General features: G+C 62.3%; 13 protein-coding genes. 4 read left to right on the forward strand and 9 right to left on the reverse strand.

Annotation, left to right across the window (positions count from 1 at the left end):
* Nucleotides 1-85 precede the first annotated feature (85 nt).
* The 3 genes from zwf (at nt 86) to edd (ending at nt 4,279) form a co-directional block, all read left to right on the forward strand.
* Nucleotides 86-1,561, forward strand: a complete 1,476-nt coding sequence (gene zwf / locus GR212_RS01355) for a glucose-6-phosphate dehydrogenase (protein ID WP_163984662.1) — start codon at nt 86-88, stop codon at nt 1,559-1,561.
* Between the two features lie 15 nt (nt 1,562-1,576).
* Nucleotides 1,577-2,275: a 6-phosphogluconolactonase gene (gene pgl, locus GR212_RS01360; protein WP_163984663.1), complete on the forward strand. Its 699-nt coding sequence runs from the start codon at nt 1,577-1,579 to the stop codon at nt 2,273-2,275.
* Nucleotides 2,276-2,455: 180 nt separating this feature from the next.
* The gene (edd, locus tag GR212_RS01365; RefSeq protein ID WP_163984664.1) at nt 2,456-4,279 is read left to right on the forward strand and encodes a phosphogluconate dehydratase; all 1,824 of its coding nucleotides are present in this window, start codon (nt 2,456-2,458) and stop codon (nt 4,277-4,279) included.
* Between the two features lie 67 nt (nt 4,280-4,346).
* Here the strand turns inward: edd and GR212_RS01370 are convergent, their stop codons facing one another.
* From GR212_RS01370 to GR212_RS01395, 6 genes are all read right to left on the reverse strand, one after another.
* A complete protein-coding gene (locus tag GR212_RS01370; protein ID WP_163984665.1) occupies nt 4,347-4,700 on the reverse strand; it encodes a hypothetical protein in 354 nt (117 codons plus the stop codon).
* Nucleotides 4,701-4,900: 200 nt separating this feature from the next.
* On the reverse strand, nt 4,901-5,989 hold the full coding sequence (locus GR212_RS01375) for an ABC transporter ATP-binding protein (RefSeq protein WP_163984666.1): 1,089 nt from the start codon (nt 5,987-5,989) through the stop codon (nt 4,901-4,903).
* Between the two features lie 22 nt (nt 5,990-6,011).
* A complete protein-coding gene (locus GR212_RS01380) occupies nt 6,012-7,664 on the reverse strand; it encodes an alpha-glucosidase (protein WP_163984667.1) in 1,653 nt (550 codons plus the stop codon).
* 35 nt (nt 7,665-7,699) lie between these two features.
* Entirely contained in the window at nt 7,700-8,863 is a 1,164-nt protein-coding gene (locus GR212_RS01385) for a carbohydrate ABC transporter permease (protein ID WP_163984668.1), read from the reverse strand.
* Nucleotide 8,864: 1 nt separating this feature from the next.
* Nucleotides 8,865-9,881 carry a carbohydrate ABC transporter permease gene (locus GR212_RS01390; RefSeq protein ID WP_163984669.1) on the reverse strand — a complete coding sequence of 339 codons (1,017 nt, stop codon included), beginning with the start codon at nt 9,879-9,881 and terminating at the stop codon, nt 8,865-8,867.
* A gap of 123 nt (nt 9,882-10,004) precedes the next feature.
* A complete protein-coding gene (locus GR212_RS01395; RefSeq protein ID WP_163984670.1) occupies nt 10,005-11,366 on the reverse strand; it encodes an ABC transporter substrate-binding protein in 1,362 nt (453 codons plus the stop codon).
* A gap of 312 nt (nt 11,367-11,678) precedes the next feature.
* Between GR212_RS01395 and GR212_RS01400 the strand changes: the two genes are divergently transcribed.
* Nucleotides 11,679-12,704, forward strand: coding sequence for a substrate-binding domain-containing protein (locus GR212_RS01400; RefSeq protein ID WP_163984671.1), 1,026 nt, complete (start codon nt 11,679-11,681; stop codon nt 12,702-12,704).
* A 7-nt stretch (nt 12,705-12,711) separates the two neighbouring features.
* Here the strand turns inward: GR212_RS01400 and folD are convergent, their stop codons facing one another.
* From folD to GR212_RS01415, 3 genes are all read right to left on the reverse strand, one after another.
* The gene (gene folD / locus GR212_RS01405; RefSeq protein ID WP_163984672.1) at nt 12,712-13,611 is read right to left on the reverse strand and encodes a bifunctional methylenetetrahydrofolate dehydrogenase/methenyltetrahydrofolate cyclohydrolase FolD; all 900 of its coding nucleotides are present in this window, start codon (nt 13,609-13,611) and stop codon (nt 12,712-12,714) included.
* 117 nt (nt 13,612-13,728) lie between these two features.
* Entirely contained in the window at nt 13,729-15,666 is a 1,938-nt protein-coding gene (locus tag GR212_RS01410) for a succinoglycan biosynthesis transport protein (RefSeq protein WP_163984673.1), read from the reverse strand.
* Between the two features lie 99 nt (nt 15,667-15,765).
* Nucleotides 15,766-16,605 carry a WecB/TagA/CpsF family glycosyltransferase gene (locus GR212_RS01415; protein ID WP_163985152.1) on the reverse strand — a complete coding sequence of 280 codons (840 nt, stop codon included), beginning with the start codon at nt 16,603-16,605 and terminating at the stop codon, nt 15,766-15,768.
* Nucleotides 16,606-16,794 lie beyond the last annotated feature (189 nt).

Genomic DNA, 16,794 nt, shown 5'->3' on the forward strand with positions numbered 1-16,794 from the left:
AGTCTGAATTTTGCGATGCACACTGGCCTTTTTAAATCGATTAGATTAAAAGAGGCCTCAACCAAGACCGATTGAGAGATAGCTCATGAGCAGCCAAATCATTCCTGTTGAACCATTTGATTATGTCGTTTTCGGCGGCAGCGGCGACCTTGCCGAGCGCAAGCTCCTGCCCGCTCTTTATCATCGCCAGATCGAAGGCCAGTTTTCCGAACCGACTCGCATCATCGGCGCATCGCGCAGCGCGCTGTCGAACGAGGAATACCGCAAGTTTGCCGACGCCGCCCTCAAGGAACACCTGAAGAAGGGCGAATATGACGAGCCGGAAGTCAAGAAGTTCCTGGCGCGCCTGTTCTACGTTCCGGTCGATGCGCGCAGCGATGCCGGCTGGGACCAGCTCAAGAAGATCCTGGATGAGGGCAAGGACCGCGTTCGCGCCTTCTACCTCGCCGTCGCTCCGGGCATCTTCGGCGACATCTCGCAGAAGATCCACGACCACAAGCTGATTACCAAGCAGACCCGCATCGTCGTCGAAAAGCCGATCGGCCGCGACCTTGCGTCCGCGCTGCAGCTCAACGACACGATCGGCAAGGTCTTCAAGGAAGAGCAGATCTTCCGCATCGACCACTATCTCGGCAAGGAAACCGTGCAGAACCTGATGGCCCTGCGCTTTGCCAATGCCCTCTACGAGCCATTGTGGAACGCCAACCATATCGACCATGTGCAGATCACGGTGGCGGAATCGGTCGGCCTCGAAGGCCGTGCCGGCTACTATGACACCGCCGGCGCCCTGCGCGACATGGTGCAGAACCACATTCTGCAGCTGCTTTGCCTGACCGCGATGGAAATCCCCTCCTCGATGGATTCCGAAGCCGTCCGCGACGAGAAGCTCAAGGTGCTGCGCGCGCTGAAGCCGATCAACGCTTCCAACGTCGAACAGGCGACGGTTCGCGGCCAGTACCGCGCCGGCGCATCCTCGGGCGGTCCGGTCAAGGGCTACCTCGATGAACTCGAAGGCGGCGTTTCCAACACCGAAACCTTCGTCGCCATCAAGGCCGAGATCGGCAACTGGCGCTGGGCCGGCGTTCCCTTCTACATCCGCACCGGCAAGCGTCTTGCCGGCCGCATGTCGGAGATCGTCATCACCTTCAAGCCGATCCCGCACAACATCTTCGATCAGGCCGCCGGCCGCACTGTCGCCAACCAGCTGATCATCCGCCTGCAGCCGGACGAAGGCGTCAAGCAGTCGCTGATGATCAAGGATCCAGGCCCGGGCGGCATGCGCCTGCGCAACGTCTCGCTCGACATGAGCTTTGCATCGGCCTTCAACGTCCGCAACCCGGACGCCTATGAGCGCCTGCTGATGGACGTCATCCGCTCCAACCAGACGCTGTTCATGCGCCGCGACGAAGTGGAAGCGGCGTGGGAATGGGTCGATCCGATCCTCAAGGGTTGGGAAGAAGCCGGACAGCAGGTGCAGGGCTATACCGCCGGCACATGGGGTCCGAGCCAGGCTATCGCGCTGATCGAGCGCGACGGCCGCACATGGCATGACGACATCTAATCCGGGACGATAACGATGACAGCGAATATGCATGCTTTCGCCAATGGTGCCGACCTCGCCGGCAAGCTCGCGGACAAGGTGGCCGAGACCCTCTCGGCCGGCATCGCCGCGCGCGGCTCCGCGAGCATCGCGGTCTCCGGCGGCTCCACGCCGAAGGCCTTCTTCCAGGCGCTGTCATCGCGCTCGATCGATTGGGGCAAGGTGACGATCACCCTGGTCGACGAGCGGTTCGTGCCGGCTGACAATCCGCGCTCGAACCACCTGCTCGTCCAGGAAAACCTGCTGAAGGACAAGGCGGCCGCCGCCAGATTCCTTCCGCTCTATCAGGCCGCGGCTTCCGTCGAGGAGGCCGCTGCCATCGCCACGGAAAAGACCAAGGCTGTCGGCCATCCCTTCGATGTCGCCATCCTCGGCATGGGCAATGACGGCCACACGGCTTCCTTCTTTCCCGGCGGCAGCAATCTCCAGACCGCACTTGATCCGAACACCCCGCGCGGCATCATCACGATGGAAGCGGAAGGTGCCGGCGAGCCGCGGCTGACATTCACCTTCTCCAGTCTTCAGGATGCCCGATTGCTGGTGCTCCATATCGAGGGAGAAGGCAAGAAGGATGTCCTCGCCAAGGCCGAAGCGGCCGGCGAGGAGACCGAGATGCCGATCCGCGCCGTGCTGCGCCGGGCCGCCTCTCCGGTCGAGATTTATTGGGCTCCGTGACACGGCCGGCAGGCCTCGTCATCGAACCCTGAAAGACACAGCAACATGTGCTGCGCCATGCGCCCTCACGGGCGCAACGGCATTGCATTGACGTTTTAACCCCGCGCCGGGTCCCCGACCAAGCCAGATCGAAGCCGATCTTCCGGGACATCGCGCAAAACAGACGGAGGCAGATCGACCATGGCCGCTGACGCCCGCATTTCCGCGATTACCGCACGCATCGTCGAGCGCTCGAAGCCGACGCGCGAACGCTACCTGGACCGCCTGCGCAACGCCGCGACAAAGGGAGCCCAACGCTCCGTACTCGGCTGCGCCAATCTTGCGCACGGCTTCGCCATCTGTTCCCCCTCCGAGAAAGAGGCGCTGGCGGGAGACCGCGTGCCCAATCTCGGAATCATCACGTCCTATAACGACATGCTCTCGGCGCACCAGCCTTTCGAGACCTATCCTGCGATCATTCGCGAAGCAGCGGCGCAGGCCGGCGGCATCGCCCAGGTCGCCGGCGGCGTTCCGGCCATGTGCGATGGCGTCACGCAGGGTCAGGCGGGCATGGAGCTCTCGCTCTTCTCGCGCGATCTGATCGCCATGTCGGCGGCCGTGGGCCTGTCGCACAACATGTTTGATGCCGCCGTCTTCCTCGGCGTCTGCGACAAGATCGTCCCCGGCCTCGTCATCGCCGCCCTCTCCTTCGGCCATCTGCCGGCCGTCTTCATTCCGGCCGGGCCGATGACGTCGGGCCTGCCGAACGACGAGAAGTCACGCGTGCGCCAGCTCTATGCCGAGGGCAAGGTCGGCCGCGCAGAACTTCTCGAGGCGGAATCGAAATCCTATCATGGCCCCGGCACCTGCACTTTCTACGGCACGGCCAATTCGAACCAGATGCTGATGGAAATCATGGGCTTCCATATGCCCGGCGCCTCCTTCGTCAATCCCGGCACGCCGCTGCGCGAAGCCCTGACCCGCGAAGCGACCAAGCGGGCGCTCGCCATCACCGCCATGGGCAACGAGTTCACGCCGGCCGGCGAGATGATCGACGAGCGTTCGATCGTCAACGGCGTCGTCGGCCTGCATGCCACGGGCGGCTCGACGAACCACACGATGCACATCGTCGCCATGGCGCGCGCTGCCGGCATCATGCTCACCTGGCAGGATATTTCCGAGCTGTCCGACATCATCCCGCTGCTTGCCCGCGTCTATCCGAACGGGCTTGCCGACGTGAACCATTTCCACGCGGCCGGCGGCATGGGCTTCCTCATCAAGGAACTTTTGAAGAAGGGGCTGCTGCACGACGACGTGCGCACCGTCTATGGCCAGGGTCTCGACCGCTATTCCGTCGACATCAAGCTTGGCGCCGACGGCAACGTCGTGCGCGAGCCGGCGCCGGACAAGAGCCATGACCCGAAGGTGCTCGCGGGTGTCGACAAGCCGTTCCAGGCCAATGGCGGCCTGAAGATGCTGCGCGGCAATATCGGCAAGGCAGTCATCAAGATTTCCGCGGTCAAGGCAGAGCGCCATATCGTCGAGGCGCCGGCCGTGATCTTCCACGACCAGCTGGAGATGCAGCAGGCCTTCAAGGACGGGAAGCTGAACCGCGACTTCGTCGCAGTCGTCCGCTTCCAGGGGCCGAAGGCCAACGGCATGCCCGAGCTGCACAAGCTGACGCCGGCGCTCGGCGTGCTGCAGGATCGCGGCTTCCGCGTGGCGCTTCTGACCGACGGGCGCATGTCCGGCGCGTCAGGCAAGGTTCCCGCCGCCATCCATGTGACGCCGGAAGCCGTCGACGGCGGCCCGATCGCCCGCATCAAGGAGGGTGACATCATCCGCATCGACGCGATCGCCGGCACGCTGGAGGTGCTTGTCGATGCTGCCGACATGGCAGAACGCGAGCCTGTCGTCGCCGATCTCTCGGACAACGAGTTCGGCATGGGCCGCGAGCTCTTTGCCCCCTTCCGCCACGCCGCCGGACCCGCCGACCAAGGCGCAAGCGTTCTGTTCCGCCATTAAGACGAGATCGGACAAACGAAAAGGCCCGCGCGGTTTCGATCGCGCGGGCCTTTTCGTTCTTGTTTGATCAGGCGCGGATGTCGAGCACGCGGTTTCTATGGGCCGGGTGCGTGCTGTAGACGAAGATCTTGTTCATTTCCTTCTCCGTGAGGAGGCGCAGGAAACGAACTTCCACCGTGTTGTTGGGATATACCTTCATGAGCACGCAGCCGACCTTGCTGATGCGGGCATCCGGGATATCCAGATAGAATTGCTTGGGCAGATTGTACTGGGTGAGGATTGCGAGAACCGCGCTGCTCTGCGAGATGCGGATAATGTCGCAGCGGCGCGACGCCAGGTTCATGACACCCTTTTCGGTGTATTCGAGGCGTGCCGCGTTCATCGTGTCTTCCATGCGGAACCGCACTTCGCGGTCATACATGAAGGATTCTTCTTTGTTAAGGAAATGCTGACCTGAATTAGCCCTGCCGAACGCAGCCATCTTAGTAGACCCCTGGGGTATATTACGAAGATGAGACTAGCATCGGGTCTTTAACAGAAGGTTTGAGCGCGCCGGCTCAAGATGAATTTTGTTCTTCGTTCTTGTTTGAGCCGGCGCCGCCCGCAAGCGGTATTATATTACTACTTGCGATAGGAATGGCCGCTGGCGTCGAAGAGATGCAGCTTCTGCCGGTCGGCAGCAAAGCGCATCTTCTGACCGCGCTGGATGTCGGTAATGCCGGGGATCTTGACGATGATCGGCTCGCCATCGACCAGACCCTCGATATAGAGCTGCGTCACCTCGCCCAGCGCTTCGACGATGGAAACTTCCCCTTCGAAAAGATAGTCGTCGCTCGTCGCAATACGCAGATCTTCCGGACGCACGCCGAAGCTTGCCGTCTTGCCTTTCTCCGAGGCCTCGGTCGGCACGTCGATCGTCACCGACTTGCCGCCCGTCAGCGTCACGGTCGTCGTCGCGCCCGTCTCCGTCACCGTTGCCGGGATGATATTCATGGCCGGCGAGCCGATGAATTTTGCCACGAACAGGTTCGCCGGCCGTTCATAGAGTTCGAGCGGTGCGCCGACCTGCTCGACGCGACCGGCCGACAGCACGACGATGCGGTCGGCAAGCGTCATGGCTTCCACCTGGTCGTGGGTGACGTAGATCATCGTCGTTTCCGGCATGGAGTCGCTGAGCTTGGCGATCTCGATGCGGGTCGCGACGCGCAGGGCGGCGTCGAGGTTCGAAAGCGGCTCGTCGAACAGGAAGACCTTCGGATTGCGGCAGATGGCGCGGCCGATGGCGACGCGCTGGCGCTGACCGCCCGAAAGCGCCTTCGGCAGGCGCTCGAGATACTGGGTGAGTTGCAGGCTGGCGGCGGCGGCGCGGACGCGACGGTCGATCTCCTGCTTGTTCTCCCCGGCAATGCGCATGCCGAAAGCCATGTTGTCATAGACGGTCATATGCGGATAAAGCGCGTAGGACTGGAAGACCATGGCAATGCCGCGCCTGGAGGGGGGCACCTCGTTCACCTTCTGCCCGGCAATCATCATGTCGCCCGACGTGATGCTCTCCAGCCCGGCAATCATGCGCAGTAAGGTGGACTTGCCGCAACCGGATGGGCCGACGAAGACGATGAATTCGCCCTCGTTGATCTGCAGATCGATGCCGTGCAGCACATGCACGCTGCCATAGGATTTCTTGATATCCTTCAGAACAAGTCCCGTCATTTTGCTCCCTCCTCCCAAAGGTTCAGGCAAGACGCGCGAAATAAGCGCCCCAGGCCGGAATATCGATCTTGTTGCCGTAGTTGTTGCTGGTAAAGCCGTGGCCCGTCAATGCCTGCCAGTTGCCATCAGGCAGGGCGGCCAGCGTTTCGACGGGGCTCATGTTGAAGACGCAGAGAATGGTCTCGCCGGCGTAGCTGCGGGTATAGACGAGCACATCGCCCTGCGGCTCCGAGAACGCGATCTCGCCCTTGGCGAACGCCGGATGCAGCTTGCGGAAGGCGAGGAAGCGGCGGTACTGCTCCAGCACCGAATTCTCATCGCCCTGCTGGACATTGACGGCGCGCAGGATGTGCTCGACGGGCACCGGCAGCCAGGGCTTCACGGTGGAAAAGCCGCCCTGGGCAACCTGGCTGTCCCAGACCATGGGCGTGCGGCAGCCGTCACGGCCCTTGAACTCAGGCCAGAACTGGATGCCGTAAGGATCCTGCAGATCCTGATAGGCGAGATCGGCTTCCGTCAACGCCAGTTCCTCGCCCTGATACATGCAGACGGAACCGCGCAAGGTCAGCAGCAGCGCCGCATAAAGCTTGGCGAAGGCATCGCGATCGGCCACCAGATTGCCCCAGCGGCTGACATGGCGCACGACATCATGGTTGGAGAAGGCCCAGCAGGCCCAGCCCTCGGGAGCGGCGGCGGCGAAATCCTTCATGACTTCCTCGACGCGATCCGGCGACAAGGCATCGGGCGCCAGGAATTCGAAAGCGTAGCACATGTGCATCTTGTCGCCGCCGGAGGTGTACTCGCCGACGATTTCGAGGCCGCGCTGGCTGTCTCCCACTTCGCCGACGGCGGCAATGGCCGGATATTCGTCGAGCACGGCGCGGAAGCGCTTCAGGAATTCCAGGTTCTCGGGGCGGTTCTTGTCGTAGATGTGCTCCTGGAAATTATAGGGATTGACCGCCGGCGCGGTGGACGCGTTGCGACGGGCCGGCTCCAGCGCCGGATTGTCGCGCAGTTCCTTGTCGTGGAAATAGAAGTTGATGGTATCGAGGCGGAAGCCGTCGACGCCACGGTCGAGCCAGAAGCGCACGACATCCAGCAGCCGGTCCTGCACTTCCGGATTGTGCAGGTTCAGATCCGGCTGCGACGTCAGGAAGTTGTGCATGTAATATTGCATGCGGGTCGGATCCCAGGCCCAGGCCGAACCGCCGAAGATCGACAGCCAGTTGTTGGGCGGCGTGCCGTCCGGCTTGGCATCGGCCCAGACATACCAGTCGGCCTTCGGATTGTTCTTGCTCGAGCGGCTTTCGACGAACCAGGGATGGCGGTCCGAGCTGTGCGACATCACCAGGTCGATCATCACCTTGATGCCGAGGCGATGGGCTTCGGTCATCATCGCATCGAAATCGGCCAGCGTACCGAAGATCGGATCGACGTCCTCGTAGTTGGAGACGTCGTAGCCGAAATCGCGCATCGGCGACGTGAAGAAGGGCGAAATCCAGATGGCATCGACGCCGAGTGCGGCGACATGCGGCAGGCGAACGGCGATGCCCTTGAGATCGCCGATGCCGTCGCCGTTGGAGTCCTGATAGGAGCGCGGATAGATCTGATAGATCACGGCGCCGCGCCACCAGTCCTTATCGACTGCCGAAGTTGCTTGAGGAGCGATGCTCATCTGAATAGGTCCTGTCTCGATGGAATAATCTTGGATCAGCCCCCCTTCACCGACCCGGCGAGCAGACCGCGCACGAGATAGCGCTGCAGACCGAAGAAGACGAGGAGCGGAATAATGATGGTGACGAAGGCCGAGGCCGTCAGGATCTCCCAGTTGCCGCCACGAGAGCCCAGCAGCGCGTTCAGGGCGGCCGTCAGAACCAGGTGATCCTTGTCCGTACCGAGGAACACCATCGCGATCAAGAGGTCGTTCCACACCCAGAGGAACTGGAAGATCGCGAAGGAGGCCAGCGCCGGGAAGGACAGCGGCAGGATGATCTTGACGAAGATATCGAAATCGCTGGCGCCATCGACGCGGGCGGACTCGATGATCTCCCTGGGCAAGCCGGCAATGTAATTGCGCAGCAGATAGATGGCGAGCGGCAGGCCGAAAGCCGTATGCGCCATCCAGATGCCCGGATAGGTCTTCGACGGCACGCCGAAGAGCTGACCGATCTCGTTATAGATACGCAGAAGCGGGATCAGCGACATCTGCAGCGGCACGACGATCAGCCCGACGACGAGCGCGATCAGGATCGCGCGGCCGGGAAACTCCATCCAGGCCAGCGCATAGGCGGCAAAGGCGGCGATCAGGATCGGAATGACGGTCGCGGGGATCGTCACCGTCAGCGAATTGATGAAGGACTGGCCGATGCCCTCGCCGCCCAGCACGCTGCGATAATTGTCGAAGGTGAATTGCGGCGGCGTGGCGATCGTCAGGTAGACGCGCTTGCTGCGCGCATCCGCTTCGAAGGGACCGGTCTTCTGATAGCGATAGCTGCCGTCCGCATTGACGGTAAGGGTCTCGCCATTGCCGAGATCGGCGGATGAACCGACCTTGTAGGCTGCCGGCTCCTGCACGCGCAGGCCGAAGGACTGGATCCTGCCGGCGCCGCTGTTGCCTTCTCCGGCAACCGTGCCGGCGATGACGTAATTGGGGCCATCCTGCTTTGCCTTGTCGGGGCCGTCGAGACGGACGGCTGCCGTTTGCGATGAGCCGGCAAACGCCGTCCACCAGCCCGAGGCGACGATCTGATCCTTGTCGCGCAGCGCGGTGACGAAGATGCCAAGCGTCGGCAGCAGCCAGAGGAGAACGATGAGCAGCACCGCGGCATGAACGAAGATGCGGGCGGGACCGATGCGACCGAGATTTCCAATCATGTCAGCGCCCCTTCGTTTCAGCGTTTGCACGGCGGATGTTCCAGATCATGATCGGCGTGACCGCGACCATGATGATGAGTGCGATAACAGCGCTTCGGCCGGAATCGCCGCCCCCGCGGAACATCCAGTTGAACATCAGATTGGCGAGCACCATCGTGTTCCACTGGCCGTTGGTCATGGTCAGCACGATGTCGAACACCTTGAGGACGAGGATGGTGATGGTAGTCCAGACCGTGGCGATCGTGCCCCAGACCTGCGGCACCATGATCTTCCAGAAGATCTGCCAGCCGTTGGCGCCATCGATGACGGCGGCCTCGATGGTTTCTTCCGGAATTCCGCGCAGCGCCGCCGAGAGGATGACCATGGCAAAGCCGGTCTGGATCCAGATCAGCATGACCATGAGGAAGAAGTTGTTCCAGAAGGGAATGGTGATCCAGACTTCCGGCGTGCCGCCGAAGAGCTGGACGATCGCGTTGAGCAGGCCGATCTGCGCGTCGGTGCCGCCGCGATATTCGTAGATGAACTTCCAGATGACCGAGGCGCCGACGAAGGAGATGGCCATCGGCATGAAGATGACGGCCTTGGCGATGTTACCCCACCAGATGCGGTCGGTCATGACGGCGATGACGAGGCCGAAGAAGGTGCAGGCCGCCGGCACCACGGCGAGCCAGAGGATGTTGTTGAAGATGGACTGGCGGAATTCGGTGTCGTTGACGGCCCAGATATAGTTGGCGCCGCCGACGAACTTGCTGCCGTCCGGCCCGTAGAAGGACAGGATGAAGGTCGCCACGACGGGATAGACCAGATAAACGACGAGCAGGATCAGCGCCGGCCCCAGGAACAGCCAGGGGCGGATGAGGCCGCGGCGCCGGAGGTTGACGGCGGCCTGGTGAACGTCGTCCCCCTCCCGGGCCGGGAAAATCAAATCCAAGAACTTGTTGGAGAACCAGAAATAGGCGGCGCAAACGGCAACGCCGAATATCATGGCGCCAATCGCCGATACGATCTGCGAAAACATTCATCCCTCCCCGAATTTGCCTGATTTAGGCCACCCGTCCGACATCGGCTGCGCATGAAGGCGCGCCGTTGAATGCTGATGACGCCGCCGGTTTTTTACCGGCGGCGCTTGGGTCACGATGTCTTACTTGATGGCATCCCAGGACTTCTGGATCCCGTCGGCAACATCCTGTGCGGACTTGCCGCCGACGAAATCCACCATGCCCGTCCAGAACGAGCCTGCGCCGATCTTGCCGGGCATCAGGTCGGAACCGTCGAAGCGGAAGGTGGTGGCCGAGGTCAGGATCTCGCCTTCCTTGCGGAGGGTGTCGTTGGCATAAGCGGCGGTATTCACACCCTTGTACGGCGTCAGGAAGCCGGACTGAGCCATCCAGATTTCCTGGGCGATCGGCGTCTGCAGGAACTGGATGAAAGCGCGGGCGGCCTTGGAGTCCTTGGTGATGGCCGCCAGCGTACCGGCACCTTCGACCGGCTTGCCAAGCTCGGGATGCGCGGCGTAGGGCGGGAAGTAGAAGAAGTCCGCGTCCTGGCCGAGCTTCGTGCCATCCGGGAAGAAGGACGGAATGAAGGATGCCTGCTTGTGCAGGTAGCATTTCGGCGGAACGGTGAAGAGACCCTTCGGGCTGTCGCGGAAGTCGGTCGAGGCCACGGCCGCGACGCCACCGGCGACATATTTCGGGTTCTTCGCAAACTTGCCGAATTCCTCGATCGCGGCGACGACCTTCGGGTCGTTGAACTTCAGCGAGTTATCGACCCAGTGATCGTAGTCCTGCGGCGCGTTCAGGCGCAGCATCAGGTCTTCGACCCAGTCGGTTGCCGGCCAGCCGGTCGCGCCGCCCGAACCGAGGCCGATGCACCAGGGCGTGCCGCCATCCTTGACGATCTGGTCCGAAAGCTTGAGCAGGTCCTCCATGGTGGTCGGGACCTTGTAGCCGGCTTCTTCGAAGTTTTCCGGAACGTACCAGACCAGCGACTTCAGGTCGGCCTTGTAGGGGAAGGCATAGAAGGCACTCTTGCCGTCCTTGCCCTGGTAGGTGCCGTAGCCGACCCAGCTGTCGCCGGCGCCGTAGTTGGTCTTGACCCAGCCGGCCAGATCATCGCCGAGCGGCGTCAGATAGCCCTTGCTGGCAAGATTGGCGAAAAGGCCCGGCTGCGGCAGGATGGCGACGTTCGGCGGCGAGCCGGCCTGCGTGTCGATGACAATCTGCTGCTCGTAGTTTTCAGAGGACGAATACTTGGCGTCCACGCCGGTCGCTTCGGTGAAATAATTCAGGACGCTGGTAAAGAGCGCCTCGTCCTCGCCGCGCCAGGGGCCGAAGATGGTGAGCGTTTCGCCCTTGAGGTCGGCATGGCCGGCCTTGAAATCGTCGTAGCTCTTCCAGTTGAATTTGGAGTCCTGGCCAGGCTGGAACTTCAGATCGGCCGCCATCGCCGAACCGGCCATCAGAGCGGCGGCGGCGACGGTCATCAAAAACATTTTTTTCATGCGGTTGTCCTCCCAAATAACAAGACCCATGAGCCCAAACACTGTTTTGTGCTGCGCGCTCCATTCCTCAAAGCGCTTTGGCTACCTCTGTCATCCATTGCGCGAGGGATAAAGTCAAGCGATTTTCAGATTTCGGCTATTAATCACACTATTCCACCGCGCCGCAGCATAAAATAGGAGCGAATATTTCGCTATTCGTCTTGTCTCGCGGGCACCTCTTGCTACATACTTGAAAGCGCTTTGAAAGCCTGAGACTTTTCGGGAGGCAGGTCTCGGCTCTGAGCGGCAGGCAGTTGGAGGAGCCGAAATACCGTGAATCTGAAACAGCTATCGCAAATGCTCGGGCTGTCGCAGACGACAGTCAGCCGGGCTTTGAACGGATATCCCGAAGTCAATCACGAGACTCGCGAACGCGTTCTCAAAGCGGTTCGAGAAACCGGCTATCGCCCCAACAAAGCGGCGCAGAGGCTTGCGACCGGCAAGGCCGGCTCGATCGGCCTGGTGATGCCGACGTCGCCCGGCAACTCCTCCGACGCGCATTTCAGCGAATTCCTGACGGGGCTCGGCGAAGAGGCCTTGCGCCACGATTTTCATTTCGTGCTGACCCCTGCCGATCCGAACGACGAAGTCGGCGCTCTGAAACGGCTGGCGGCCAGCGGCAATGTCGATGCCCTGTTCGTCAACTATATGCGCGGACACGATCCGCGGCTGGAAATGCTGAAAACGCTGTCCACTCCCTTCCTCGTGCATGGACGGTCGATCGGTTCCGAGCCCGACTACCCCTTCCTCGACCTCGACAACGAAGCCGCCTTCTATGATGCCACGAAGCTGCTTCTGCAGCTCGGGCATCGGCGCTTTGCCCTGATCAATGGTCCGATCTTTCTCGATTTTGCCATTCGCCGAATGAACGGCATGGAAGCCGCTCTCGCGGAACGAGGCCTGACGCTGGACGAGGCCTGCGTCAGCCACACGCCGATGACCGACGAACAGGGTTTGCTTGCGATGGAGCGCATCCTGCAACTGGAGAAACGCCCGACAGCCGTGCTCTGCTCCAGTACCGTGCTGGCGCTCGGCGCCGTTCGCGCCATCAACCAGGCGAAGCTCAGGCTGGGCGAAGACATTTCGATGATCGCCCACGACGACGTGCTGACCTTGCTCAAGCCGGAAAACTTCACCGTGCCGCTGACGACCACCCGCTCGTCGCTGCGGGCCGCAGGCGTGCGCATCGCCGAGCGGCTGATCGGCGAAATCAAACACATGGAGACGTTCCCCGCGCAGGAGCTATGGAAAGCGGAATTGATCGTTCGCGCCTCGACCGGCGTCGCGCCGCCCGATTGACGACGGCTTAAAACTTCGGCGGCGTCTTACCCGCGACGCGATGGGCCGCGATGACGGTATTGGCCATCAGCATGGCGATCGTCATCGGCCCGACACCGCCCGGAACCGGCGTGATGGCTGCAGCGACTTCGGATGCTTCGGCATAGGCGACATCGCCGACCAGACGGCTCTTGCCCTCGCCACGCTCCGGCGCATCGATACGGTTGATGCCGACATCGATGACTGTCGCGCCCGGCTTCACCCAGTCCGCCTTCACCATCTCCGGCCGGCCGACGGCCGCCACCAGAATATCGGCACCCCGCGCCACGGACGCCAGGTCCTTCGTGCGCGAATGCGCTGTCGTCACCGTCGCATTGGCGTTGAGCAGCAATTGCGCCATCGGCTTGCCGAACAGGTTGGAGCGGCCGATCACGACGGCATTCAAACCGGACAGGTCCTCGCCATGAATGGAGCGCACCAGCAGCATGGCGCCGGCCGGCGTGCATGAGATCAGGCCGGTTGCCAGATCGCCGGTCGCAAGCTTGCCGGCATTGACGACATGCAGGCCGTCGACATCCTTCTCCGGCCGGATCGACTGGATGATCGCATCCGAATCCAGATGCTTCGGCAGCGGCAGCTGCACCAGAATGCCGTGGATGGAGGGATCTTCGTTCAGCGACTGCACCAGGTTCGCGAGCTCGCCTTGCGTCGTTTCGGCGGGCAGCGTGTGCTGGATGGAATTGAAGCCGCATTCCTTGGCCATCCGGCCCTTGGCGCCGACATAGGTATGGCTGGCCGGATCGTCACCGACGATGACGACCGCAAGCCCCGTCTTCACACCGGCTTCCTTCTCAAGCCCTGCCGCCGCAGCCTTCACAGCCTCGATCACCGAAGCAGCCGCTTTCTTCCCGTCGATCACTGTCGTCACGCTCGTCTCCCGATCATGAATTCGGAGGCAATCTACAAGCCATCGGCCCGGCGGATTTGCCCGCTAACGCCCTATGGTGTCTGAAAGCGGTAATTGCAAGGGAAAACAATGAGGCAATCAGCCGCGTTCCTGATGCCTGCGTGCGGCATAGGTTTCGACCTTGGCGCGCAGGAACGCGAGCTCCTGCTGGATACGGACCCACTCATCCGCGACATCGGGCCGGTTTTCAGTCTCCGGAGCGAGGAGGAGCGATGGTTCGGACGCGGTGTCGGAAAATGGCGGAAGTTCCACGCCCTGATCGGGATGCAAAGCAGGAGGCCGCTGCATGAGATTTTCATCGGCCGCATGGTCCGGCGCAGGCTCGGCGCCGGCAAAGGCCTTGCGCAGGAACACGGCGCAAAGCGCCAGGCCGAGACCTGCAAGGAAACCGATTGCCTGATTGCTGGCGAGATGATCGTCCAGCGGCGCGGCGGATGCGACCGCTTGAGACAGGACCGTCAGCGGCGGCCTGACGTCGGGCGCCGTCAGGGCGGCACTCTGCTGGTCGGCCTCATAGCGGCCCTGCGCGGCGGCGACGGCATCCTGCAGCTGCGCAAGGCGGCCGAGATCGATATCGCCGCCTTTCTGAGCCGCGGCGGTCATTTGCGCCGAGAGAGCCGCCTGCTTTTCAAGCGCCGCCTTCACATCTGCTTCGCCGCTGGCGGCAAGCCGCTGCAACTGGCTGCGGATATTGGCGGCGAGATCATCGACGGTTGCCTGCTGCGCGAGCAGACGCGGATGGCGCGGACCGAGCTGCACCGAAAGCTGGGAAAGCTGCGCCCTGGCGGCACTGTAACGGCTCCGCAGATCGTCAAGCCCGGCGGAGGAGAGATCCCTCGACAAAGCGCCGCTCAGCACGGATGCCGGCGTGGCCGATTTCGCCGCCATGAGGCGGGCTCTGGCGGAGCGTACGGCCAGATCGGCCGCCTTGATATCGCCATCCAATTGCTGGCGCTGCTGCTGCAGTGCGAGTGCGGCGGCAATCTTGTCCTCACCGTAGCGCGCCTTGAATTCGGCAAGGGCGGCCGAGGCGCGGTCGAATTCCTTGCGGCTGCGGTCGACCGCCGTTTCGACGCCGAGCGAGGTGCCGGCGGCCTTCAAGACAGCGGCGTCGTTGAGAGTGGCGGCAGCCAGCCGATTGGCAATATCGGCCGACCCGGCAGGATCGCCGCTGGTGACGATCAATCGCATGAGGCCGGTCTGGCCGTCCGTGCCGACGGCAATGGCTTTGCGCAGGGCCGCCTGCGCGCGGGAGGGCGCATCGGACGCGCCGCCGCTGCCGGACAAAAGCTCGGCAGCAACCCCGAGAGCGCCGGCTCGTGCGCCGGTGAACTCCGGATCGCGATCGAGCTTCATCCTGGCGACGACGTCGGACAGAACGGACGGAGCGACGGCGCGCTTCGCCGCGACGGCAAGCAATGCCTGGCGCGCGGCTCCCTCGCCTTCCGCATGCAAAACGGCCTGCGAGACATAGAGCGGCGGCGAGGCGAGCAGAGTGGGGATGGCAGCTCCCGCCAATGCGGTTACGGCGACGAAGCCGAGCGCGCGGATGCTGAGAGACCAATGCCCGGCGCGGGATACTTGTTCGGCGGCGACGGGGATGGCGGCTGCCTGTCGCGGAGGCTCTGTCACGCCTTCGAGCAGATCGGGCACGAACTCAAGCAGGTCCGGCACGGGCTCGGATGCCTGTTCACCCGCCTGTTCGTATTTCGCGAAGCGGGAGGGCCGAATGTCATCGATGTGTTCGGCGCCGGGCTGCGCCTGCTTTGGCCCGGTCGCTACCCGCACTCTCCGGCCCGACACCGGATAGGGATCGCCATCCAGCATTCTGCGCAGGATTGCACGCAGCTCCGCATCGCGCGGATCGTCTGAATTGGCAGCAGGCAGACCGGCAGGACCATCGAAACCATCATCGTCGCGCCCGGAGGCAAGCGCACGCCGATCCGATCGGCGCGAAACCTCGAAGCTTTCGGCATCGTCTGGGTACAATCCGGTTCTGGCTTTGCTTTCAAACATGGCGGGTCATCTCGCGCACATGGTCCGGGACCAATGCAAATGGTTAACCCACTCTAAAGTTTCATGCCGAATAAAGGGTTAACGCGGCACCCGCAAATACTAACTCGCTAATTTATCTCGAGAGGTGATGCGCCGCTGCGGCAGCTGCTGCGGCTCTGCGCGAAGGACGCGCTCCTTGCGGCCGAACTGATGCCGCGCAACCTGGTAGAGGAAGAGCGGCACGCCCAGCATGTAACGCCGCCACAGCCTGCTCGGCTCAAGCACCAGACGGAACAGCCACTCGCTGCGCAAGGCGCGCACGAGCGCCGGAGCCCTCGGCACCGTTCCGGAAACGAAATCGAACAAAGCGCCGACGGTCAATACCAGCCGGGCATGTTGCGGTCCGATATGTTCGGCAACCCATTTTTCCTGCAGCGGCGTTCCCATGCCGACAATCAGCACGTCGATCTTCTGGCGGGCGATTTCCGCCGCAACGGCATTGCTTCTCGCGGGATTGAAGAAGCCATCGGAAACGACGACGAACTGGTGCCATGGCGCATGCTGGCGAAATTTCTCCGCCGCCTTTTCGACCACGGAGCGTTTGCCGCCGATGAGGCCGATCCGCTTCGGCCGCTCCATGAAGGTCAGCAGCGCGGGCACGAAATCCGTGCCGTTCAGATTGGCGGGAAAGGGTTCGCCGTGAGCGAAGCGCGAGGCGATATCCAGACCGACGCCATCCGGGAGCACCAGATTGCGTTCAAGGACGTTGCGATAGCTTTCGTCGCGCAGCATCACCAGCATGTTGTGGGCATTGACGAAGGAGATCGAGGTCTGCCCGACCGGCAGGGATGCAAGCTCGCTGACGAAGGTCAGCGCATTGTCCCAATCGAGATCGCAGACCGGCAGATCAAAGATCATGCGGCGGGATGCGACGACGGCAAAATCGGCAACCTGGTTCAATCCAACAACCTCCAGCCCGACATCGCTGATGCGCCTGACATCGGTGGCAATGGGGCCATACCCCATCCACCGTTCATCGGCAAGACGACAGCGAGACATCGCTAGGAGGTGTTTATAGCAAGACAAATCCAACTTTCCGTTAGGAAGGAAGATCGGATTTGTTGACGGCCGGTAAGGGTTTGTTAATCG

It is taken from the genome of Martinezella lusitana (assembly GCF_010668395.1).
Taxonomy (GTDB): domain Bacteria; phylum Pseudomonadota; class Alphaproteobacteria; order Rhizobiales; family Rhizobiaceae; genus Rhizobium; species Rhizobium lusitanum_A.